The organism is Desulfovibrio cuneatus DSM 11391, assembly GCF_000430005.1.
Classification (GTDB): Bacteria; Desulfobacterota; Desulfovibrionia; order Desulfovibrionales; family Desulfovibrionaceae; genus Frigididesulfovibrio; species Frigididesulfovibrio cuneatus.
The window spans coordinates 59,934-80,975 of record NZ_AUCY01000010.1; the positions used below are offsets into that span (position 1 = coordinate 59,934).

Annotated in this window: 19 protein-coding genes and 1 tRNA gene; 11 read left to right on the top strand and 9 right to left on the bottom strand. The window is 54.4% G+C overall.

The window, feature by feature from the left end; all coding sequences use genetic code 11:
• Positions 1 to 116: 116 nt before the first annotated feature.
• Complete coding sequence (locus tag G497_RS0101175; RefSeq protein ID WP_084515832.1) at positions 117 to 1,631, top strand: 30S ribosomal protein S1; 1,515 nt, start codon at positions 117 to 119, stop codon at positions 1,629 to 1,631.
• A 214-nt stretch (positions 1,632 to 1,845) separates the two neighbouring features.
• On the opposite strand, the gene G497_RS0101185 is transcribed toward G497_RS0101175, so the two are convergent.
• Entirely contained in the window at positions 1,846 to 2,364 is a 519-nt protein-coding gene (locus tag G497_RS0101185) for a ferritin (RefSeq protein WP_027186774.1), read from the bottom strand.
• A gap of 122 nt (positions 2,365 to 2,486) precedes the next feature.
• Here G497_RS0101185 and G497_RS0101190 point away from each other — a divergent pair, with 122 nt between their 5' ends.
• Complete coding sequence (locus G497_RS0101190; RefSeq protein WP_027186775.1) at positions 2,487 to 2,696, top strand: dual CXXC motif small (seleno)protein; 210 nt, start codon at positions 2,487 to 2,489, stop codon at positions 2,694 to 2,696.
• 72 nt (positions 2,697 to 2,768) lie between these two features.
• Here G497_RS0101190 and G497_RS0101195 read toward each other — a convergent pair whose 3' ends face one another.
• From G497_RS0101195 to G497_RS0101235, 8 genes are all read right to left on the bottom strand, one after another.
• Positions 2,769 to 3,248 carry a deoxycytidylate deaminase gene (locus tag G497_RS0101195; protein WP_027186776.1) on the bottom strand — a complete coding sequence of 160 codons (480 nt, stop codon included), beginning with the start codon at positions 3,246 to 3,248 and terminating at the stop codon, positions 2,769 to 2,771.
• A 296-nt stretch (positions 3,249 to 3,544) separates the two neighbouring features.
• On the bottom strand, positions 3,545 to 4,039 hold the full coding sequence (locus G497_RS0101200) for a rubrerythrin family protein (protein WP_027186777.1): 495 nt from the start codon (positions 4,037 to 4,039) through the stop codon (positions 3,545 to 3,547).
• A 155-nt stretch (positions 4,040 to 4,194) separates the two neighbouring features.
• The gene (radA, locus tag G497_RS0101205) at positions 4,195 to 5,640 is read right to left on the bottom strand and encodes a DNA repair protein RadA (RefSeq protein WP_027186778.1); all 1,446 of its coding nucleotides are present in this window, start codon (positions 5,638 to 5,640) and stop codon (positions 4,195 to 4,197) included.
• Positions 5,641 to 5,795: 155 nt separating this feature from the next.
• Complete coding sequence (locus G497_RS0101210) at positions 5,796 to 6,650, bottom strand: DUF3426 domain-containing protein (RefSeq protein WP_084515834.1); 855 nt, start codon at positions 6,648 to 6,650, stop codon at positions 5,796 to 5,798.
• Positions 6,651 to 6,673: 23 nt separating this feature from the next.
• On the bottom strand, positions 6,674 to 7,198 hold the full coding sequence (gene hpt, locus G497_RS0101215) for a hypoxanthine phosphoribosyltransferase (RefSeq protein ID WP_027186780.1): 525 nt from the start codon (positions 7,196 to 7,198) through the stop codon (positions 6,674 to 6,676).
• A 109-nt stretch (positions 7,199 to 7,307) separates the two neighbouring features.
• Complete coding sequence (locus G497_RS0101220) at positions 7,308 to 7,769, bottom strand: N-acetyltransferase (protein ID WP_027186781.1); 462 nt, start codon at positions 7,767 to 7,769, stop codon at positions 7,308 to 7,310.
• A gap of 178 nt (positions 7,770 to 7,947) precedes the next feature.
• Complete coding sequence (locus G497_RS0101225) at positions 7,948 to 8,463, bottom strand: TlpA family protein disulfide reductase (RefSeq protein WP_027186782.1); 516 nt, start codon at positions 8,461 to 8,463, stop codon at positions 7,948 to 7,950.
• Between the two features lie 446 nt (positions 8,464 to 8,909).
• The gene (locus G497_RS0101235; protein ID WP_156907871.1) at positions 8,910 to 11,351 is read right to left on the bottom strand and encodes a homocysteine S-methyltransferase family protein; all 2,442 of its coding nucleotides are present in this window, start codon (positions 11,349 to 11,351) and stop codon (positions 8,910 to 8,912) included.
• A 357-nt stretch (positions 11,352 to 11,708) separates the two neighbouring features.
• Between G497_RS0101235 and G497_RS16090 the strand changes: the two genes are divergently transcribed.
• The 9 genes from G497_RS16090 (at position 11,709) to G497_RS0101285 (ending at position 21,016) form a co-directional block, all read left to right on the top strand.
• Positions 11,709 to 12,863: a sigma-70 family RNA polymerase sigma factor gene (locus tag G497_RS16090; protein ID WP_084515838.1), complete on the top strand. Its 1,155-nt coding sequence runs from the start codon at positions 11,709 to 11,711 to the stop codon at positions 12,861 to 12,863.
• A 2-nt stretch (positions 12,864 to 12,865) separates the two neighbouring features.
• On the top strand, positions 12,866 to 14,707 hold the full coding sequence (locus tag G497_RS0101245) for a tetratricopeptide repeat protein (protein ID WP_027186784.1): 1,842 nt from the start codon (positions 12,866 to 12,868) through the stop codon (positions 14,705 to 14,707).
• A 16-nt stretch (positions 14,708 to 14,723) separates the two neighbouring features.
• Positions 14,724 to 15,638, top strand: coding sequence for a hypothetical protein (locus tag G497_RS0101250; RefSeq protein ID WP_027186785.1), 915 nt, complete (start codon positions 14,724 to 14,726; stop codon positions 15,636 to 15,638).
• Between the two features lie 320 nt (positions 15,639 to 15,958).
• Positions 15,959 to 16,417, top strand: a complete 459-nt coding sequence (gene rpiB / locus G497_RS0101260) for a ribose 5-phosphate isomerase B (RefSeq protein ID WP_027186786.1) — start codon at positions 15,959 to 15,961, stop codon at positions 16,415 to 16,417.
• An 11-nt stretch (positions 16,418 to 16,428) separates the two neighbouring features.
• Positions 16,429 to 17,907: a cysteine--tRNA ligase gene (cysS, locus tag G497_RS0101265; protein WP_027186787.1), complete on the top strand. Its 1,479-nt coding sequence runs from the start codon at positions 16,429 to 16,431 to the stop codon at positions 17,905 to 17,907.
• Positions 17,892 to 19,331: a M48 family metallopeptidase gene (locus G497_RS16095; protein WP_084515867.1), complete on the top strand. Its 1,440-nt coding sequence runs from the start codon at positions 17,892 to 17,894 to the stop codon at positions 19,329 to 19,331. The genes cysS and G497_RS16095 overlap by 16 nt, the downstream gene beginning before the upstream one ends.
• A gap of 54 nt (positions 19,332 to 19,385) precedes the next feature.
• Positions 19,386 to 19,937: an ATP-dependent protease subunit HslV gene (gene hslV, locus G497_RS0101275; RefSeq protein WP_027186788.1), complete on the top strand. Its 552-nt coding sequence runs from the start codon at positions 19,386 to 19,388 to the stop codon at positions 19,935 to 19,937.
• An 8-nt stretch (positions 19,938 to 19,945) separates the two neighbouring features.
• On the top strand, positions 19,946 to 20,935 hold the full coding sequence (ispE, locus tag G497_RS16100) for a 4-(cytidine 5'-diphospho)-2-C-methyl-D-erythritol kinase (RefSeq protein ID WP_084515842.1): 990 nt from the start codon (positions 19,946 to 19,948) through the stop codon (positions 20,933 to 20,935).
• Between the two features lie 5 nt (positions 20,936 to 20,940).
• Positions 20,941 to 21,016, top strand: a tRNA-Gln gene (locus G497_RS0101285).
• Positions 21,017 to 21,042 lie beyond the last annotated feature (26 nt).

Consider the following 21,042-nt stretch of genomic DNA (forward strand, 5'->3'; position numbering starts at 1 on the left):
CTCGTTCCCGCTGCTAATTCCTTTTGTTTTTGCAAAACAAGGCGTTTTCCCCTTGCTCTCCCACCATTCCGCTGGTAATAAAAAAGGAGGTGATACCACACGGTTAAGGAGAGCCCATGACAAGTACAGAGTCCACCATTCAGGAAGCAGCCCAACCCCAGGCTGATGCCGCACAAAGCACCCACCTGGAAGCAGAGCTTTCGTTTGCTGAAATGCTTGAACAGCATGAACAGGAAGAACCGCCCCAGGCCCGTTTTTCCCCTGGTCAGCGCGTTACCGCCCGCATTGTGGCCATTACTGGCGAAACAGTTTTTGTCAGCACTGGTGCCAAAGTAGACGGCATTGTTGACCGCCAGGAACTGGAAGTGGACGGCGAACTTCCTTACAAGGTTGACGATGTTGTTGACCTGTATGTTGTTTCCGTAAGCCCGCAGGAAGTAAAACTTTCCAAAATTATTCGTGGCGCTGGTGGCATTGCTGCCCTGGAAGAAGCCAAGGATGCTGGCCTGCCTGTAGAAGGCAAGGTTACCGCAGACATTAAGGGCGGCTTTGCTGTAGATATAATGAAGCGCCGCGCGTTTTGCCCTGCCAGCCAAATGGACCTTCGCCCTGTGGAAGATGTAAGCCTGTATGTTGGGCAATCGTTCCCTTTCCTGATTACCCGCATTGAAAGCAGTGGGCGCAACATTGTTGTTTCCCGCCGTGCCCTGCTGGAACAGGAACAGAACCAGAACCGTGATGCTGTGCTGGCAACCATGCAGGTGGGCCAGGTGTGCGAAGGGCGCGTTACCCGCCTTGCCCCATTTGGTGCCTTTGTGGAACTTGCTCCTTATGTGGAAGGGCTTATTCACCTTTCCGAACTTTCCTGGACAAGAGTTGCCCAAGCTGATGAAGCCGTAAGCGTTGGCGACCTTGTACGAGCCAAAATTCTTGCCATAGACACAACAGACAAAGGCACCCGCATTTCCCTTTCCACACGCCAGGTAACGGAAGACCCATGGTATGCCGTGGCGGAACGTCTGCACGAAGGTGACGCGGTTGAAGGCAAAGTGGTACGCATAGCCCCCTTTGGCGCCTTTGTGGAAGTGCTTCCCGGCGTGGAAGGGCTCATTCACCTTTCCGAACTTTCCTATGAGCGCCGTATTATGAAGGCCGACGAAGTGGTTACCGCAGGCGAGCGGGTAACCGTGAAGGTGAAGGAAGTAAGCGCTGAAAAACGCCGCCTTTCCCTGAGCCTGCGCGATGTTTCCGGCAACCCGTGGGAAACTGTGGCCCCCAGCTTTGTTCCTGGCACTGAAGCCACAGGAACCCTGGAAAAGCGTGCCCCCTTTGGCCTGTTTATTACCCTGGCTCCTGGGGTAACCGGGCTTTTGCCCAACAGTGCCCAAGGCCCTGCCAAAGCCCAGCTTGCCAAAGTGGGCGTGGGGGAAGCGGTTGCTGTGCGCGTTACAGAAATTGACCTGCAAAACCGCAAAATTACCCTTGCCCCGGCAGGTGTTGAAGTGGCGGAAAGTGCCGCAGTGGAACGTGAATGGAAAAACCACGCACCAAAGCCCGCTTCCACTGGCATAGGGGCCCTTGGTCTTGCCCTGCAAGCAGCCAAGGTGGCAAAAACTGGCAAAAAGAAATAATATGTTCCTGGGCCAGCGCGTGCTGCCTGAAAAAGGCCTGCCCCCGGCAGGCCTTTTGTTATTCTGCAAAGGCTATGCAGCCATCATGCAAAAGAAATCACTCTGAACCACGTTACGAGTACAAATGAAGAGTCGCGGCACTAAAACGACAACACCGCCACAAGGGCGGTGTTGTTGTGCATAAAGCAGTCAAACGAAATAAATCAGCGTTTCCTTAAGCGGTGGTCGCGGAAGCAATGCTGGGCGCAGCGCGGGCAATAAGCTCACGGTCCACCAGCAACAGGCCGCGGCCATCGCCCTGTACCAGCTTCAAAGTGTTGATAATGTCGGTAAAGGACTCTTCTTCTTCCACCTGCTCATTAACAAACCACTGCAGGAAAGAGTGCGCAGCGTGGTCTTTTGTTTTCAGGGCAAGGTCCATAAGGGAGTTGATGCGCCCAGTAACATATCTTTCGTGGTCCAGGCCAAAGTTGAACACGTCCAGGGGGCTATTCCATTCGGCCTGGGGTTCGTCAATGGCGTACAGCTTGATTTTACCGCCACGGGCAATAACATAGTCATACATTTTGTTCACGTGCAGCATTTCTTCTTCGGCCTGCATACGCATCCAGTGGGCAAAGCCGCTCAGGCCCATATCTGCAAAATAAGCAGACATGGAAAGGTACAGGTAGCTGGAAAAATATTCGTGCTTGATTTGCTCGTTCAAGGCGGTTAGCATTTCAGTGTTTGCCATGATGCAATCCTTTATTAACAGATGGTTAAAGAAACTTGCCTATGCCCATTGCACACGGGCATGAACTGTTCCTCAAGTTTGTTTTATTATAATCCTTTTTAAGGCCCCTAGCAAGGACACGTATGTGGAAATACACACCCGCACCGCGCAGCGCGCAAACCACCATTCCCTGCTCCTGTTGCTCTACCCCGCTGGAAGCACGCCGTTCCTGCCATGAAGCAACACTTTATTGCCCCAGTTGCAAACGTGCCTTCCCCGTGCAAGACTATGTAAAACACATGGATGAAGCCCTGGAAAATTTCCTTGAAGCATTGCAGTGCAACAGAATTTAAAGCATGGCAGCACAATGAGCCAAGATTCATGCAGCGGCCAGTACAGGCCACGTATCTTCCCAGTAACCGCGCCTATTCTGTTGCAAACGTGAGCAAAATGGGCTCGCGCTTGCCGCGATATTCTTCATACACCACCCCGGCGGCGTCCAGCATTCTTCTGCCTGCCACGGTGGATTCTGCGTCTTTATACTTGTTGGAAAGAAACACCACGCGCACAATGCCTGCCTGAATAATTGCCTTGCAGCATTCGTTGCAGGGGAATAACGAGGCATACAAGGTGCAGCCTTCCACTTTGCCGCTGGCGTTGAGAATGGCATTGAGCTCCGCATGCACCACATAGGCATATTTCTGATCAAGAAAATCCCCTTCAGTTTCCCAAGGGAATTGGGCATCGTCGCATCCATTGGGGAAGCCGTTGTACCCAATGCCAATAATGCGCTTATTGGCATTGACAATACAGGCCCCCACCTTTGTTCTGCGGTCTTTGCTTCTGAATGCGGAAAGCTGGGCAATGCCCATGAAGTATTCGTCCCAGGAAATGACAGCGTTCATATGCCACCTTCTTGCAATAAATAAAAAACGTTCCCAACACAGCACATTCCTTGGAAAAAGGACTGCTGCGCCGCAGGAAGTGCACATGACTAATCGCTACAACAGGCAACAAAGGGCTGCGCATGTGCTCAATCAAATTTGCACTAGTTTTTCTTTTTTACGCTGTGGGCACTGGGGAGTCAAGAAGGGAACCACCGCACATGCAGCATGGCACCCCACAACAGGTCGTGTTGCAAGGTGCCATAAGCTTGCGCAAGTGCCCTTACCTTAAAGGTAAGGGAGTTGCACGGTAGGTATTAATCTACCTTGTAAAAAGCAGTAACGGCAGCTTTGCAAATGGGGCACTTGTCTGTGGCTGGGCCTTCATGAATAAACCCGCACACGCTGCAAATGTAGTAATCTACAGCAGCGGTGTTACCGTTGGCGTCCAGAGCTTTCTGGTACAGGCCAGCGTGGCAGGCTTCTGCTTCGCCCACGTCACCAAAGTGCTTTTTCAGGGCGTTGTTGCCTTCAGCTTCAGCATCCGCCACCATTTCAGGGTACATCTTGGTAAACTCAAAGGTTTCACCAGAAAGTGCGTCTTTCAGGTTCTCAAGGGTAGTACCAATTTTGCCAGCCTTACGCAGGTGGGCAAGGGCGTGCAGGGTTTCTGCTTCAGCAGTGGCGCGGAACAGTTTGGCAACCTGGGGCAGACCTTCTTTTTCAGCCTGCTTGGCATATGCCAGGTATTTACGGTTTGCTTGAGATTCACCAGCAAATGCAGCCATGAGATTTTCTTGAGTCTTAGACATATTTGTTCTCCTTGAAAGTAATTAGTTCGTTATTGTGGCAGTTCTTATTAGGAACAACTACTAAATAAGGAAAAAATTGCTGGAAGTAAAGTCTTTTTTTTAGTTTTACTTGTATTTCTATAAAATTCCCTGAAAAGAGTAGGTTACAGGCACAGTTACCCTACCCTATTTCCACTGTTGCTGTTGTTCCCGGTGCTGCCGTTGTTCCCGGCAGGGGCAGCGCCACCAGTGGGCCTGCCAGCAGGCGCTACAGGCTTTTTGCGTGGGGGGAAAAGGTTGCGCTGCATTTCCACCAGGGTGGAACAGCCAGGAAAGCTTCCCCCCACCGGGCACAGCACCGGGGTGTAACCAAGGCGGGAAGCCTGGGCTTCTCGAATCGTTTGCCCCAACACGGGGCGAATTTGCCCGTTCAGGTCTACCTCGCCCCACAGCACGGCCCGCTCCGGCAAGGGCAGGTCGTAAAAAGAAGAAAGCACTGCCGCCACAAGGCCAAGGTCCATGGCCGGGTCTTGCAACTTCATGCCGCCCCCTACCTTGGCATAAATATCAACCTGCCCAAAGGAAAGGTTCAGGCGTTTTTCCAGCACGGCAAGCAACAGGTGCAGCCTGTTCACATCAAACCCCAGGGCAGTACGCCGGGGAATGCTCAGGTAGCTGCGGGTTACCAGGGCCTGCACTTCCACCGCCAGGGGGCGCTGTCCGTCCACAGCCATAACCACCGCTGTACCGGAAAGTGTGGCGTCCCGCGCGCCCAAAAAATAGGTAGAAGGGTCTTCCACCAGTTCCATGCCCTTTTCTGCCATTTGGAAAATAAGCAGTTCCTGGTTTGGCCCAAAGCGGTTTTTCAAAACACGCAACAGCCGGAACACCTGCTGCCTGTCCCCCTCCAGGCTGATAACGGTATCAACCATGTGCTCCAGCAACCGTGGGCCAGCCAGGGTGCCTTCTTTGGTAACGTGCCCCACAAGCACCACAGCGGTGCCCACTTTTTTGCAACGCTCCACCACTTCCGTTGCTACGGCCCGCACCTGGCTTACGTTGCCAGGCAACCCTTCTGCCCGCAGCGAAGACACAGTTTGCACAGAATCCAGAATAAGCAGGGCTGGCGGGTGGGCGCTTTCCAGCTCTGTAAAAATATCTTCCACCTGCGAAGTGGCAAGAGCCAGCAGGTTGTCGTGCAGCACCCCAAGGCGCTCTGCCCTGTTTTTGATTTGCGTTAGGGATTCTTCCCCGGAAAGATACACCACCTTACGGCCGGAAGCGGCCACTGCCCCGGCGGTTTGCAGCAGCAGGGTAGACTTGCCAATACCAGGCTCCCCTCCCAAAAGCAGGGCTGCCCCCGGCAAAAGCCCCTGCCCAAGTACCCTGTCCAGCGCTTCCAACCCGGTGCTGAACACCGCGCCCCCTGTTTCCGGGGCCTCGGCCAGCGGGGCAATTTGCTCTGCCCTGCCACTGGCGGGCATGGCCCTGCCGGGGGTGGCCACACTCACCTGCATGGCCTGCAATGAGTTCCAGGCAGAACAGGTGGGGCATTGCCCCTTCCACTGGCTGGTACGGCTCTGGCACTCTGAACACACATAAATTTCACGCATTTTTGCCATATTGTTTCCTGCCTTCACCCTGGGGGCCAGGGGAGGCTATCGTAATTATAAGCACCTGAAAAAGGAAAAATGGGCTGTACGGTCAATGGCCCAGCACACTCCCCCATTAAAAATGGCCCCATGCGGGGCCACTTTGTGCGCGTACCATGCGCCCCTTATTGCCCTTGGGCCGGGGGAATTTCCGCTCGAATGGGGCGCACTTCATAGCTATATAAATCTTCCGGCACCCCGCTGAATACCACCAGAAAAGGCACCTGCCCACCGGGAAGGATATTGACATTTTTGCTCAATATGTCCACGGGGTTGTTCAAGGCTTTGCCCAGTTCATCCAGGCTGAGCACCTGAAGCTGGGTAAGCATAAGGGAAACCCCTGCCGCCTGCTTGGCCCGGCCAAGCACCTTGCCAGCCTTATCCAGCAAAAGCGCTTCCACCTCAATAAATTCGCGCGGGCTGTCGTAATCATTTCTGGCGTACCCTTCAATAACCACAAGGGGGCCAATGCGTTTATTTTCCACCACTGTTTGGCGCACATTAACCAAGGTAATGGAACTTACCTGCGCGTCTTGCTCTTTGCGGTCTTTGGCTTCCTGTTCCCGCGCTTCACGCCGGGCCTTTACGGTATCAATGGCTTTCTTTTCCGTGTAGGCGTCTTTCAGCAGTAATCCACCAAAAGCAAGCCCTGCAATGCAGGCAAGCGCTACACAGCCAAGCACAATGTATTTTAACCAGCTTTTTTTTGCTTTCTTGGGGGCAGCCTGGCCTGCCGGGCCAGGGCCCATGGCAAAATCAGCATCATTTGGGGCAGCCCCACCCCCCCCGGAAAATGCAAGAGATCCAGCAGGCGTTGGGCCAGAACCCCCAACAGGGCCAGCAGAAGCGCCGGGCAAGGCTGGCATGGCAAACACATGACGGCATTGAGAGCAGCGGGCCTTGCGCCCGGGCCGGTAGGCTTCATCAGCCACCGAAAACGAGGCAGTGCAATGAGGGCAGGTAATAATCATTCGTTTCATTCACCTTTCAAACGCTGAAAGTATCACAATTCGGCCACATAAATAGCAGGAAGTTCACGGTAGCGTTCCGCATAGTCCAACCCGTACCCCACAATGAATCCTTCTTGCACGTAAAAGCCTGCATAGTCAACCTGCACGGCAACCTCACGGCGTTCGTGCTTGTCTACCAGGGCAGCCACTTTAAGCGAGGCAGCCCCGCGTGCAGCCATTTGTGCAATAAGAAATTGCATGGTCTGGCCTGAATCTACCACATCTTCAACCAAAAGTACGTGTTTGTCTTGCAGGGAAATTTCCACATCCTTGGTGAAGCTGATGGTTTTTGTACTGCTGGTACCCATACCATAGCTGGCAACCCGTACAAAATCCACCTCAGGTGAAACGGTCACATGCTTCACAAGGTCGGAAAAAAACATGAAGGCCCCTTTCAGCACACAAATCATTACCAGGGGCTTGTCCTGATAATCACTGTTAATTTGTGCGGCCAAAAAGCGCACCCGCTGGTCAATTTCTTCTGCACTATACTGAACGGAAAGGGATTTTACTTGCATTGTTCGCTCCAAACGCTTGCGGCGGGCGCTGCCACGCAGGCCGCCATTGCGGGCTTCTTGTCTTTCATATCGGCAAACAATTTGTTTGCAGTACCTTTACAGAGGGAATTTATAAAGTTCGCTGCATGGCAATTTCATCGCAGTCCGGAAATTTCACGCAGTGAATGCAGTCGGCCCAAATTTTTTGAGGCAGCGTGTCTTTGCCCACCACATCAAACCCCATGCACCGGAAAAACGCTTCCTGGTAAGTAAGGGCAAATACTTTAATAATGCCCAGGCCGCGGGCTTCTTCAATGCACGCTTCCACCAGCTTTCGGCCTAAGCCTCGGCCCCTGGCTTCTGCCACAACGTAGAGGGAGCGAACTTCTGCCAAATCCTCCCATATAATTGAAAGGGAAGAACAGCCAAGAAAAGTGCCGTCTTCTTCTTCCAGCACCACAAATTCCCGGCTGTGGTTATACAACTGGGAAAGGGAACGGGGTAAAATAACTCCCTGCCCTGCCCCTTCCAGCAAAGCGGCGTGAATATTCTTCACATCCTTTACAGTGGCATTGCGTAGTAACGCAGACATAACAATCCTTTTGTATACAAAACACAGGCAGAGCACCTGAAAAAAGCGAAGCAACGAAGCCAAACGGAATAAATCAGCGTTTCCCCAACAAAAGCAGCAAACCCGGAGCATATACCATAAAATGCTCCGGGTTGCCAGCAGGCACTTATGTGCCACCGTGGTCAAAAAAGCCTATGGCTTACTTGCCTGCTTTCAGTTTGGTAATAATTTCTTCCACTTCTTCCTGGGAAGCAAATCCTTTGTGCTTCAAAGCAAGCTTGCCTTTTGTGTCGTACACAAAAAGCTGTGGTACAGCGGTTATACCCACTTCACGCACAAATCCTTCTGCAGCAATAAACACCGGAAAGTTGAAAGACATTTCTGCCATAAAGGCCTGAAGTGCCTTGGAAAACTTGGGTTCCCCCGGCTTGCCTGCTTCTGTGGCTTCATCAACAGAAACCCCAAGAATGACAACCTCTTCCGGGGAAAACTTTTTCCGTATGGCAATAAGGCCGGGCACTTCTTCCCGGCAGGGAGGGCACCAGGAGGCGAAAATATTCACCACAACCACTTTACCCTTGGATTCACTGATTTTTTTCACCAGCCCCTGGGCTGTCATTTCCGTCACAGCAGGGGCTGCAACGGCTATGGATACACCCGCAAGAACAAAGGCACACAAAAGAGCCGGCAACACCAGCTTACGAACAGAAAACATACACCCCTCCTGCAATAAGCATTTTTTATGGAAACGCTGAGTTATCAGTTGTTCCTTGTAGAAAGTTGAGTAATTCATGCACAAAAACTGCCCCAGCAAAGAAATGGCATTTTTCTTGTTTGGAAACCGTGCGGTACCTGTGTACCCCAAGCAGACCAAGCCCAAGGGGGAAGTGCGCCAAACGTGAATTAAAGAGATTCTCTTGCATTCAAGCCAGTTGCCCTACTATTGAGGCAAGATTCATGCCTAAGGTAAATTACCTTACACAGTTTCCATAAAAAAATCCACCCTGCGTCATGGCAATTACTGACCACAAAATAGCCGTCATTTAGGCAGCCTTAACAAAATCACGGCGCGGGCTCATTGGAAACGCTCATGTTTTCGTATGCCAAGCCATAAGCTTTTTATGAAACGAGTGCTGCCAAACAGAATACCGCAGCGTTTCCTCACTGGGCAGCAAATAGTTCCTTGGCCAAACGTACCGCGTCCACCGCGTCACTTGAATAATGCGCGCCAATGGAACGGGCAAAGGCTTCTGTCACCACAGCCCCCCCCACCAGCACCTTTTTTTCCAGGTTGCGTTCCCGCAGCAGGGCAATAGTGTCTTGCATGCGCACCATGGTGGTGGTCATCAGGGCGGAAAGACCAATGAGCTTGGCGTTGTGGGTACAAGCAGCTTCCACAATGCGCCCGGCGCTCACGTCTTTGCCAAGGTCCACCACCTCAAACCCGTGGTTGCTCATAAGCAGGCTGACAATATTTTTGCCAATGTCGTGAATGTCGCCTTCCACTGTAGCCAGTATGATAACAGGCTTTTCGGTTGTGCGGGAATCTTTGGCAAGCAGGGGGCGCAAAATGCCAAAAGCTGCCTGCATTGCCTCGGCAGAGCGAATAAGCTGGGGCAGGAAATATTCCTTACGTTCATACTTGTCTCCCACCTGGGTAATGGCCGGAATGAGCACATCATTTACCAGGGAGAAGGGGTCGTTGCCTGCATCCAGTGCCGCCTGGGTTAATTCCAGAGTTTTAGCCTTATCCCCTTTAATCACCGCTTCATCCAGGGTTTGGGCTGCCCCGGCAGGGCTGCCTGCCCCCCCTGTTCTAGGTGCATTCCCGCCGGAAGCGGCCCCGCTCCCTTCCCCGCCAGAATGCTTCCAGCCTGAATAGCGGGCGATGAAGGATTCTGCCCCTTCGTCATTGCCTTGCAACAGGCGTAGGGTGTCTAGGGCTTCAGCCACTCGCGGTGCCCCTGGGTTGGCAATACAAGCGGAAAGCCCGGCCCCGGTGGCAAGGGTAAGGAACGCCGCATTCACCAGGTCACGTGCGGGCAGACCAAAGGAAATATTGGAAAGGCCACACACCGTGGGCAGGCCCAGCACGTTTTCACAGTGGCGAATAACTTGTACACATTCTGCTGCGGCCTGCTCGCTGGAAGAAATGGTCAAGGCCAGAATATCCACCACAGCCAGGCGGCGCGGCACCCCAAGGGCGTCCATTTCTGCCAGCAACGCTTCAATAACGGCAATGCGTTCCGCCGCTGTAACGGGCAGGGAGCCGCCCTGCAAGGGCAGCAAAATAAAAGGCGCGCCATAATCGCGGCACAGCGGCCCAAGGCGGGCCATGCGCCCTGCTTCTCCACTAATGGAGTTTACCAGGGGGGATGCCGGGTACACCCGCAGGGCTGCTTCCACCGCTTCGGGGTTGGAAGAATCAATTACCAGCGGGGTAGGCACAGCGGAAGCAAGGCGGCTTACCAATTCCGGCAGCAGGCGCACTTCATCCACCATGGGGGCACCCACGTTCACATCCAGCACTTTTGCCCCGGCGGCAATCTGCTCTTCAGCAAACTGCATGGCCAATTGCAGTTCCCCTGCCTGCAAGGCCGCAGTAAGCGCCTTTTTCCCTGTGGGGTTGATGCGCTCGCCAATGAGCTGGTGAGGAAACCCCGCGCCAATGCGCACCAGTGAACTGCGTGTGGTAAGGGCCACACCGGGGAAAACCGGGCGCGGTTCAAGGGCTGGCAACCCTTCCACAGCATTGCGCAAGGCGCGAATGTGGGCAGGCGTTGTGCCACAGCACCCCCCCACCACCTGGGCCCCGGCCTTGGCAAACTGTGCCGTGAGGGTGGCAAATTCTTCCGGCCCAAGGGGAAACACCGTGCGCCCGTTTTCAAGCTGGGGCAGGCCTGCATTGGGCTGCACCAACACGGGCAAGGGCGATTCTGCCAGCATAGCCGCCACATGGGGGGCCATTTCCACCGGGCCAGCGCTGCAATTCATGCCCACAACGTCCACCCCCATGTTGGCAAGGGTGGCAATGCACACAGGCACGCCGGAACCTGTCAGGGTCGCGCCATCTTCATAGGTCATGGAAACTACTATGGGTAAACGGCACACTTGCCGGGCTGCCACCACCGCGGCCCGCACTTCAGCAATGTCGTACTGGGTTTGGATAAAAAGCAGGTCGGCACCACCGTCGGCCAGCCCGCGCATTTGCTCTGCAAAGGCTTCCACCATGGCCTCAAAGGAAACATCGCCCATGGGGGCAAGAAACACCCCGGTGGGCCCCACGTTCCCCGCAACAAACACAGGCCTGCCAGCCCGGCTGGCGGCGGCTTTGGCAGTTTGGGCCATGCGTTTGTTGAAGGCGTAAGGTTCCAGCTCCTTGGGCAACTTGTACCGGGAAGCGCCAAAGGTGTTGGTGGTGAGCAAGTCAGCCCCGGCAGCGACATAGTCGGCATGCACCCCTTCCAAAATTTCCGGGTGTTCAAGGGAAAACAGCTCCGGGCTTTGGCCTGCCACAAGCCCCCGGCCTTGCAGTTCTGTTCCCATGGCACCATCAAAAAGCAAACGCTTGCGGGCAGCAAGCAGGCTGGCAAATGAATTCACAATATTTCTCCTCACGGTTCAGGCCGTTGCTCCCGCATCTGGCGGTATCTTTAAGGAATCGCTGATTAATTGCCATTAATCAGCTCCAGGCCCAACCAAGCAAAATCCGTTTAGTTGGGAAAGGCACAGAATCCACTCATTATTAGTAGGTTCTCGTCTTTTCGCTCCGTAAAAAAGACGTAAGAAAACACTCGGGCTGTGCTTCCTTAAAAACACCTATACATAACAGGCAAAATAACGTATCCTGTGGCAAGTCAATGCGCCTCGAAGCAGCGGCATTCCACATGCAGCCCATGCAGGCCCACACAGCCCCGGTACCCTACCTAGAAATGACATTCTAAACAAATATATAGCGCTATGGCAACTCTGAAAACACCCCCCAAGCAGCAAAAAACTGCTGCCCCCCCCGGCAAAAAAAAGGGGAAAGCCAAGGCCGAAGCCCCCGCCCCCCCGGACCCGACGGAAGATGAAAGCACGCCTGCAACCCCTGAAGTTGATCTGCTGGAACCAGAAGAGGACGAAGGCGATGCCCTGGACGACCTGGAAGAAGGTGACGTTCCTGTAGACATTGACCTTTCGGACGAAGCGCTGCAAAAACCCCTGGCCCTTGGCATGATGGAAGGGAGGTTTGCCCTTACGCCTGCCCTTGCAGACCAGTCCAAAGATTCCTTGCAGCTTTACCTGCGCGAAATCAGCAAATTCAGCATGTTGCAACCTGAAGAGGAAATTATGCTGGCCCGCCGGGTGCAGGAAACAGGCGACCCGGACGCAGCGTTCCGTCTTGTTTCTTCGCACCTGCGGCTGGTGGTGCGCATTGCCATGGACTTTCAGCGCCGCTGGATGCAAAACGTGCTGGACCTTGTGCAGGAAGGGAATGTAGGCCTTGTGAAGGCTGTAAGCAAGTTCGACCCGGAAAAAGGCATCAAGTTTTCCTATTACGCCAGTTTCTGGATTAAAGCATACATCCTTAAATTTATTATGGATAACTGGCGCATGGTCAAAGTGGGCACAACCCAGACCCAGCGCAAGCTGTTTTATAACCTTAACAGAGAGCGCCAGCACCTTATTGCCCAGGGGTATGAGCCAGACCCGGAAGTGCTGGCGGAACGCTTGAACACCACCCGTGAACAGATTATTGAAATGGAACAGCGGCTGGACAGCTTTGATATGTCGCTGGATACCCCTGTGAACGAGGATGAATCAGGCGGCAGCACCCGCATGGACTACCTGCCCGCCCTTGGCCCTGGCATTGAAGAAACCCTGAACAACAAGCAAATGGCCCACCTTGTGCGGGAACGGTTGGAAGACCTGGAACCTTCCCTTTCAGACAAGGAAAGATACATTCTGCATACCCGCCTTCTTTCCGACGACCCTGTGACCCTGCGGGAAATTGGCGAACATTTTTCCATTACCCGCGAACGGGTGCGGCAAATTGAAGCACGCCTGCTGCAAAAAGTACGTGACCACCTGCTTAAAAACATTACTGACTTCTCTCAAGAATGGATACACTAAACATGCCGCGCCCCTCTTCCTTCGGCTTTCATGGTTCCTTTCCCTTTGGCGCACAAAGCTTTGGCGGTATTACCCCCAGGCTATGCCTGCCTTTTTTAAGTGTTATGCTGCTTACCCTGTGCGGGTTCAGCATGGCGGCCTGTGCCGCTTCTCACTCTGGCGGCATTTTCACCAAGGCCCAGGCCCTTTCCCCGGAAGCCCAACGCCTGTACCACTACCTTGTTCTTTCGGACGCCACCATTGAAGGCGACAGCCCCTCGGCAGTGCGTGCCCTCAAGTCTCTCATTCGCCTGGATTCTTCCAGGGAGTTGTACCGCGATGCAGGCACCATTTTGCTGAACTGGAAAAATTACGGTGAAGCAAAAAAAATTACCGCTGAAGGGCTGCAAAAATACCCTGGCGACGCCATTCTTACCCTGTTGCTGGCAACTTCCCACAGCGAAACAGGGGAAACACAGGCAGCCATTCAGTTGCTTACCCGTTTTGTTAATACCTACAAGCCCACCACGGCAAAAGGCAAAAATGCCACGCTTCCGGCTGGCACCAATGCCACACAAAACGCGGGCAACGAAAAATCGCTCCAGGAATATGCTGCGGTGGTGAATGAACTGGTGCGCCTGCACTTAAAAGACAACAACCTGCAAAAAGCCGGGGAACTACTGCCCCGCCTGCCCACAGCAGAAAACCCCCAAACCATGTATTTGCAAGCCCGCATTCTGCAAAGCACAGGCAAGCTGGACGAAGCCAAAACCGTTCTGCAAGACTTGAGCAAAGCCACCCCGGAAGACCCGGAAGTGTGGATAGACCTTGGCTATTTGGCGGAAAAACGCCAAAAGCCGGATGAAGCGGTGCAAGCCTACAGCACCGCCTATTCCCTTGCCCCGGAAGCGCAGGAACTGTTCTTTCGCATCATTGTGCTGCATATTGAAGCCAAAGAACCACAAAAAGCGGTGGAATTCATCAAGCAGCGGGGGGAAACACCGGGTATTATCATACAGTCGGCCCTGTTGCTGAGCGAACGTGACCTGCACGACCTGGCCCGGCAAGTGCTGGAATTTGCCAAAACAGCCGGGGCCAAAGCCGACGAAGTGGCCATGGCACTTTCCATTGTCTACCTCAACGATGGAGACAATACAGAAAAAGCCCTGGAACAGCTCACCCCCATTACGCCCCAAAATCCTTTGTATGAAGAGGCGCTTGAGCGACGTACCCGCTTGCACCTTGTGGCAAAACAGTTTGCCAAAGCCGCCACCCTGGCACGGGAAGGACAAAACGCCTTCAAAGAAAACACCGTGTTTTGGGAACTGGAAGCGTATGCCAGCATGGCGGAAAGGCGTTTTGACAATGCCCGCAAAATTATTGCCACGGCCTTAAAAACCTTCCCCGGCAATGAAGACCTGCTGTACACAATGGCCACAGTGGAAGATGAGGCCGGCAACCCCAAAAAGGCCATGCGCCTGATGGAAGACATTATTGCCCAAAACCCACGCAATTCCCGTGCCCTGAACTACGTGGGCTACAGTTTGGCGGAAGCTGGCAAAGACTTGCCCCGCGCACTGAAACTGCTTACTGTAGCAGTACAGGAAGACCCGGGGGCGTGGCAAATTCTAGATTCCCTTGCCTGGGCACAGTATCGCCTGGGTAACTATAAAGAAGCATGGGGCAGCATTCGCCAGAGCATTGAACTTGGTGCAGATGAACCCACCATTTGGGAACATTATGGCGACATTGCCCGCGCCCTGAAGAAAAAGGATGAGGCCATCAAGGGGTACGACGAAGCCCTGAAGCGCTCCCCGGACAACGCGGTAGAAATTCGCAAAAAACGCGACGCACTGAACAAGTAATACACATCATTATATTATGAAGTACCCCTTCCCCTTCTCCCGTTCCTGTTGGGCAGGTATTAGCCTGTGTGCCTTGCTGTTGGCAAGCGGTTGTGCCACTAACTCAAAACAAACACCCCAAGGCCAGCAACCCGTGCCCAATGCAGGCGCGCAGGCCCAAGGCGCACCCGGCACCCAGCAAGGCAATGCCCCTGCCAGTGCAGAAAACCAAAAAGCCCAAACCGCATGGCGCAGCTACCTTGTGCGGGCCAAGGCCGTGCCCAGAACGCAAGGGGCCTTTCGCATCAGCGCATCTGTTCGCTACACCACCCCGCAGGAAACGCAGCGGGTAAGTGCCTTGCTGTGGGGGAACGGCAAGCCCGGCTCCCCCTACCCTTTGCGGCTGGACTTACTGGCAGGCGTTGGCAGCGTTGTGGCCAAAGTGCGAGAAACAGAACACAGCTTTACCGCCTTTGTGCCCGATGAAAACGTAGCCTACGTGCACCCCGAGGGGGCCAGCACCCTGGCTTCTTTCGGGGTGCCTATTCCCCTTGATTTACACAGCCTTACCCAAATGCTTACCGGGCGGGGCCACGTGCTACTACTGCCTGCCGGGGCCTCCCTTGAAGCGCCCATGCCCTCAGGTTTCATTGTAAGCCAGGAAGGGGTGCGCTTTCCCCTGCCCACAGCCCCCCTGGGGGGCAGCCTGCTACTTTCCCCTGAAGGGGTCCCCATTGAATGGCAGGAAAATGGAGACAAAGGCTGGGTTATTGGCATTGAACCTGAAAAAACAGGCAGCCTGCGCCCCGCAAAATTGCGCATAAGCCACCCCAACGGCTACGGTGCCCTGCTCGTACTCAAGGAAATAGCCGCCATGCCCGCTCCATTCACCAAAGAAAATATGAGCCTTGTACTGCCCAAAGGCGTAACAGAACGCCCCCTGGAACAGTAGTACAAGCAACGTATAATCAAGAACATTGGGGAGGCTCTGCCTCCCCACCCCCCACCGCCAAGGGCATGATGCCCTTGGAACCCGCATCTACGTTTACTTTTCCGCATAGCGGAAAGGTAAACGAAAATGGGGGTACAACGGCAGCATGCCCTCAAAGCCGACGGCAGTCGCGAGCGTTGCGAGCCGTGGAGTGAGGGCGGAGGGTACTGGCAGCTTTGCTGCCTGTACATTTCCACGAAGCCCGAGCGGAAAAAGGCGGGTTTGGGGGACAGCGTCCCCCAATACTATACATAAATTAAACCACGCGCCAAGGAAATACAATGACCGCTACTACTCCTTTATATATTGCCTCCGACCACGCAGGGCTGCACCTGAAAAACGCCCTTGTGGAATATTTGCCCACGGTGGGCTTTCAGGCCGAGGATGTGGGCACCTACACCGGTGAAAGTTGCGACTACCCGGACTTTGCCCACCGCCTGTGCCAAAAAGTACTGGAAACAGGTGGTAAGGGCATTTTGATATGCGGCACGGGCATTGGCATGTCCATAGCGGCAAACCGCCATGAAGGCATACGTGCGGCCCTGTGTACCCATGAATTTCATGCCCAGGCCACCCGCGCCCATAACGACGCCAATGTGCTGTGCCTTGGTGAACGGGTAACAGCCCCTGGCCTTGCCTGCCTGCTGGCCCGCATTTTTCTGACCACTGCATTTGAAGGCGGCAGGCATGCAGGCCGCATTGCCAAGCTTGCCCTTAACACCATTACTGCATCAAAATAATACAGGTAATTATGCAAATTTATAATACCCTTACCCGCAAGAAAGAACCCTTTGTTCCCGTAACCCCCGGCAAGGTGGGCATGTATGCCTGCGGTATAACCACTTACGACCTGTGCCATATTGGGCATGGCCGTTCTGCCGTGGTGTTCGACGTGCTGGCCCGCTACCTGCGCTCCCTTGGGCTGGAGGTGACGTTTGTGCGCAACTTTACCGACGTGGATGATAAAATCATCAACCGCGCCATTAAAGAAGGGGCAGAAGGCAAAGCCATTGCAGAACGCTGCGCGGACATTTCCCGCACCTACATTGCCGCCTTCCATGAAGACATGGACCTTTTAGGGGTGCAACGGGCTGATATTGAGCCAAAAGCTACCGAACATATTGAAGAAATGATTGCCCTGTGCCAAACCCTTATTGGCCAGGGGCACGCCTATGCCACCCCTTCCGGGGATGTGTATTTCAAGGTGCGTTCTTTTGAGCCTTACGGCAAACTTTCCGGCAGAAGCCTGGATGAAATGCAGGCAGGCGCACGGGTTGCCCCTGGTGAAGAAAAGCAGGACCCCATGGACTTTGCCCTGTGGAAAGGCGCAAAGCCAGGAGAACCTTCCTGGCCAAGCCCCTGGGGCCAAGGCCGCCCCGGCTGGCACATTGAATGCTCTGCCATGACAGAAAAGCACCTTTCCCTGCCCCTGGACATTCACGGCGGCGGGCAAGACCTGGTGTTCCCCCACCATGAAAACGAACTGGCCCAAACAGAAGCCGCCACCCAGAAAGGATTTGCCCGCTACTGGGTACATAATGGGTTTGTGCAAATCAATGCGGAGAAAATGTCCAAGTCTCTTGGCAACTTCACCACCCTGCGCGACATTTACAAAACACACCTGCCGGAAGTGCTGCGCTTTTTCCTGCTGGCCCGCCACTACCGCAGCCCCATAGATTTTACGCCAGAAGCCATGGAAGATGCAGAAAAGAACTGCAAGCGCATGTATGAAACATTGCAGGCCTTGCAGGCAGAACTGGCAAAACCGGAACCCAAAGGCGGCACGGCCCCCAAAGAACTGGAAGAAGAAGCCGCCAGCCTTATGCGCCAATGGGACGAAGCCATGGCAGACGATTTGAACACCGCCGCAGCCCTTGGCTACATGAACAGTATGGGCCACCTTATTAACCGGGTACTGGACGACAAAGGCCTGCGCAAAAACGCCGGGGCACGGCACGTGCTGGCCCACATGGCCCAAGCCTTTGCCAAGGCAAGCGTGGTGCTGGGCCTGTTCAGCCAGCAACCAACAGCTTTTTTACAGGCCCTGCGCAGCATAAAGGCTGCCCGCCTGAACCTGGACATTGCCAAAGTGGAAACGCTGATGCAAGAGCGCCTTGAAGCCAGAACCAGTAAAGACTTTGCCCGCTCCGATGCCATTCGGGATGCTCTTGCCGAGCTTGGCGTTGCAGTGCGCGATACCCCAGAGGGTGCGTTATGGGACATAGCCTGATTACAACGAATTGGGTGCAAAAACTGTGCAGCCGGGCCTTATGCAAGCAGGCATTATGCGCCGTGCTTGTGCTGCTCCTTTGCCTGCCTGCCCCCATTGCCCATGCATTTTGGGAATTCACGGTAAAAGACGAGGCAGAACTTGGCAAAAAGTTTAATATTCTCGTTAAATCCCAACTCCCCCTGGTGCAAGACCCGGAAATAACAGCGTATATTGACGACCTTGTGGCACGGTTGGCCAAAACCATGCCAGCCCAGCCCTTTCCTTTTACTGCCAGTGTAGTGCGCCACAATGCGGTAAACGCCTTTGCCACCCCCGGTGGCTATGTATTTGTATTCACCGGGCTTATTCTTGCCATGAGCCATGAGGCTGAACTGGCCGGGGTGCTGGCCCACGAAATGGCCCACGTTACCCAGCGCCACATTGCCAGCCGCATTCAGCAAGGCCGGGTGGTGAGTATTCTTTCCATAGTGGGGGCCCTTGCCGGGGCTTTCATGGGGGGGGAAGGCGGTTCCGCAGCCATGGCTGGCTCCATGGCCGCAGGCCAAGCTGCCATGCTCAGTTACAGCCGGGCAGATGAAAATGAAGCCGACCAAGTGGGCATGAACTACCTGACCAAGGCAGGGTTCAACCCCCAGGGCATGGGCGGCGCGTTCAAGGTGCTGGGCAGAAAACAAATTATGATGGGAAGCAAAATTCCTTCCTATTATTCCACCCACCCGGATATTCACCAGCGTACAGACAACATGGCCCAGCGCGTGGCCCGCCTGCCCGAAGGACAGCGTAAAAAGCCGGACAACGACGCACGCTTTCTGCGCATTCAAACCCTGGTGCGTGGGCGCTACAGCGACCCGGACATGGCCGAACGCGCTTTTGCCAACCAGCTTGAAAAAGGCCCTAACGCCCTGGCCCTTATGGGGCAAGGCATTTTGTGGTCGCGCCTCAACAGAATTAACGACGCCACAACCGCCTTTGCCAAAGCCATGGAACTGGCCCCAAAAAATGAGTTGATTATTCGGGAAGCAGGGCGCTTTCATTACACCAAAGGCAACCGCGACCAGGGCGTGGCCCTGCTGCGCCGCGCTGTGGAGATGGATAGCAACGATATTATGGCCCGCTATTACCTTGCCAGGGTGCAGGGGGATGAAGGCAAACTGAACGAGGCCATTGCAAACACGCGCCTTGTGCTGCGGGCTGTGCCGGAAGACGTGGAACTGCATGAAATGTTGGCCCGCCTGCATGGGCAAAATAACCAGATGTTCCTGGCCTATTTACACATGGCCTACGCAGCGTTGTATTCCAATAATAAAATTAAAACAGCCCAACTCTATGAAAAGCTCAACGGCATGCCCAGGCAGGCTGAAGAAAAAAACCAGTTGGAACGCTTTCAAACAAGCTACAAAGAGCGGCGCGAATTCTGGTAGTTCACTCCAACAAAACCGAATCGTCCTGAAGGACACAATAGTTAAGAGGACTCCATGCAACTTCGTGGTACAACAATTCTTGCGGTAAAAACGAACAATACCGTGGCCCTGGCAGGCGACGGTCAGGTTACCCTTGGTCAGGCTATTGTTATGAAGCACAGCGCAAAAAAAGTGCGCCGCCTGCACAAAGGTAACATTGTGGCGGGGTTTGCCGGTTCCACAGCAGACGCCTTTACCCTGTTTGAACGGTTTGAAGCCAAGCTGGAAACCCACGGGGGCAACCTTGTGCGAGCCGCTGTGGAAATGGCAAAAGACTGGCGGCAAGACAAATACCTGCGCCGCCTGGAAGCCATGCTGCTGGTGGCAGACGCAACCACCATTCTCATCCTTTCCGGCACAGGGGACGTTATTGAACCAGACGACGGCATAGCAGCCATTGGGAGCGGCGGGGCCTATGCCCTGGCCGCAGCCCGCGCCCTTACCCGCAACTGCCCGGATATGTCTGCAGAAGGCGTGGTGCGCAAAGCCATGGACATTGCCGCTGAAATTTGTGTGTATACCAACACCCATGTCACGGTGGAAACCATTCCCCCAACAGAAGCGTAAAACAGCCCATGCCCACAGCCTTTTCCCTTTGCCCTGAAAGCACGCACGAAACACCCCCCGCAGGCACTGCCACGCGCATTGTAACGGGCTGCAAAATCAATCTGTTTCTGCATGTGCTGGAACGGCTGGGAAACGGCTACCACACCCTTGAAAGCCTTTTTCTGCCCCTGCACACCCCCCACGACGTGCTTACCGTGCAACAGCTTCCTGAACAGGCCTTGGGGGGCCCAGGCACACCGCAAGGTGTACAGGCTGGGGGCGTAACGGGGGCAGGGAACCCGCCTGTGCTTACCTGCACGGCACAGGGCATACACCCGCACCACAATACACTGACCAAGGCCTGGCACCTGTATGCCCAGGCCACAGGTTTTGCCCCTGCCCTTGCCCTGCACCTGGAAAAAATGGTCCCCATGGGGGCTGGCCTTGGGGGTGGCAGCGCCAATGCCGCTGGCCTGCTGCTGCATTTGCAACATCTGGCCCAGGCGGCAGGTGTTGCCCCCCTGCCCCACACAGCCTTAAATGCCATGGCTGCCAAAGTGGGGGCAGATGTACCCTTTTTCCTGCATAATGTGCCTGCCCTGGCCACAGGCATTGGGGAACAGCTTACCCCGGTAGCAAACCCTGTGGCAGGCTTGTGGCTGCTCCTTGTGTGCCCGGCAGTGGCCGTGAATACGGCCTGGGCATACAACGCTTTAGACACCTTAGGAAAAAAAATTTACGGAAAAAAAAGAAAGTGCTTGACTTATTCCGAGGTTCTGGATATTTCTTCCTTCGCTGACGGGGTGAAACCGCAGAACGATTTTGAACAAGTCGTTTTTCAAGAATTTCCAAAGCTTTATACCATAAAGCAGGAACTTGAAGCTGCGGGAGCTATCTATGCACTCATGAGTGGTAGCGGGTCGAGTTTATTTGGCCTGTTCCGCACTGAAGAGCAAGCCCGAAAAGCGTCGCAGTCCGCCGCAGTGGGTGAGCATATCACTTATTTGCAGGCTGTATAAAATGCAGGGGTGTAGCCAAGTTGGTAAGGCACCGGGTTTTGGTCCCGTCATCCGAGGGTTCGAGTCCTTCCGCCCCTGCCAAAAATTACTGAAAACTACCGCCGCAA

Bases quoted from the DNA above. Each gene is read 5' to 3' on its own strand.
- G497_RS0101185 (WP_027186774.1), bottom strand. From the start codon at position 2,364: ATGGCAAACACTGAAATGCTAACCGCCTTGAACGAGCAAATCAAGCAC.
- G497_RS0101225 (WP_027186782.1), bottom strand. From the start codon at position 8,463: ATGTTTTCTGTTCGTAAGCTGGTGTTGCCGGCTCTTTTGTGTGCCTTT.
- G497_RS0101220 (WP_027186781.1), bottom strand. From the start codon at position 7,769: ATGTCTGCGTTACTACGCAATGCCACTGTAAAGGATGTGAAGAATATT.
- G497_RS0101190 (WP_027186775.1), top strand. From the start codon at position 2,487: ATGTGGAAATACACACCCGCACCGCGCAGCGCGCAAACCACCATTCCC.
- G497_RS0101200 (WP_027186777.1), bottom strand. From the start codon at position 4,039: ATGTCTAAGACTCAAGAAAATCTCATGGCTGCATTTGCTGGTGAATCT.
- G497_RS0101250 (WP_027186785.1), top strand. From the start codon at position 14,724: ATGAAGTACCCCTTCCCCTTCTCCCGTTCCTGTTGGGCAGGTATTAGC.
- G497_RS0101175 (WP_084515832.1), top strand. From the start codon at position 117: ATGACAAGTACAGAGTCCACCATTCAGGAAGCAGCCCAACCCCAGGCT.
- G497_RS0101245 (WP_027186784.1), top strand. From the start codon at position 12,866: ATGCCGCGCCCCTCTTCCTTCGGCTTTCATGGTTCCTTTCCCTTTGGC.
- radA (WP_027186778.1), bottom strand. From the start codon at position 5,640: ATGGCAAAAATGCGTGAAATTTATGTGTGTTCAGAGTGCCAGAGCCGT.
- G497_RS0101195 (WP_027186776.1), bottom strand. From the start codon at position 3,248: ATGAACGCTGTCATTTCCTGGGACGAATACTTCATGGGCATTGCCCAG.
- G497_RS0101210 (WP_084515834.1), bottom strand. From the start codon at position 6,650: ATGAAACGAATGATTATTACCTGCCCTCATTGCACTGCCTCGTTTTCG.
- hpt (WP_027186780.1), bottom strand. From the start codon at position 7,198: ATGCAAGTAAAATCCCTTTCCGTTCAGTATAGTGCAGAAGAAATTGAC.
- G497_RS16095 (WP_084515867.1), top strand. From the start codon at position 17,892: ATGGGACATAGCCTGATTACAACGAATTGGGTGCAAAAACTGTGCAGC.
- rpiB (WP_027186786.1), top strand. From the start codon at position 15,959: ATGACCGCTACTACTCCTTTATATATTGCCTCCGACCACGCAGGGCTG.
- ispE (WP_084515842.1), top strand. From the start codon at position 19,946: ATGCCCACAGCCTTTTCCCTTTGCCCTGAAAGCACGCACGAAACACCC.
- cysS (WP_027186787.1), top strand. From the start codon at position 16,429: ATGCAAATTTATAATACCCTTACCCGCAAGAAAGAACCCTTTGTTCCC.
- G497_RS16090 (WP_084515838.1), top strand. From the start codon at position 11,709: ATGGCAACTCTGAAAACACCCCCCAAGCAGCAAAAAACTGCTGCCCCC.
- hslV (WP_027186788.1), top strand. From the start codon at position 19,386: ATGCAACTTCGTGGTACAACAATTCTTGCGGTAAAAACGAACAATACC.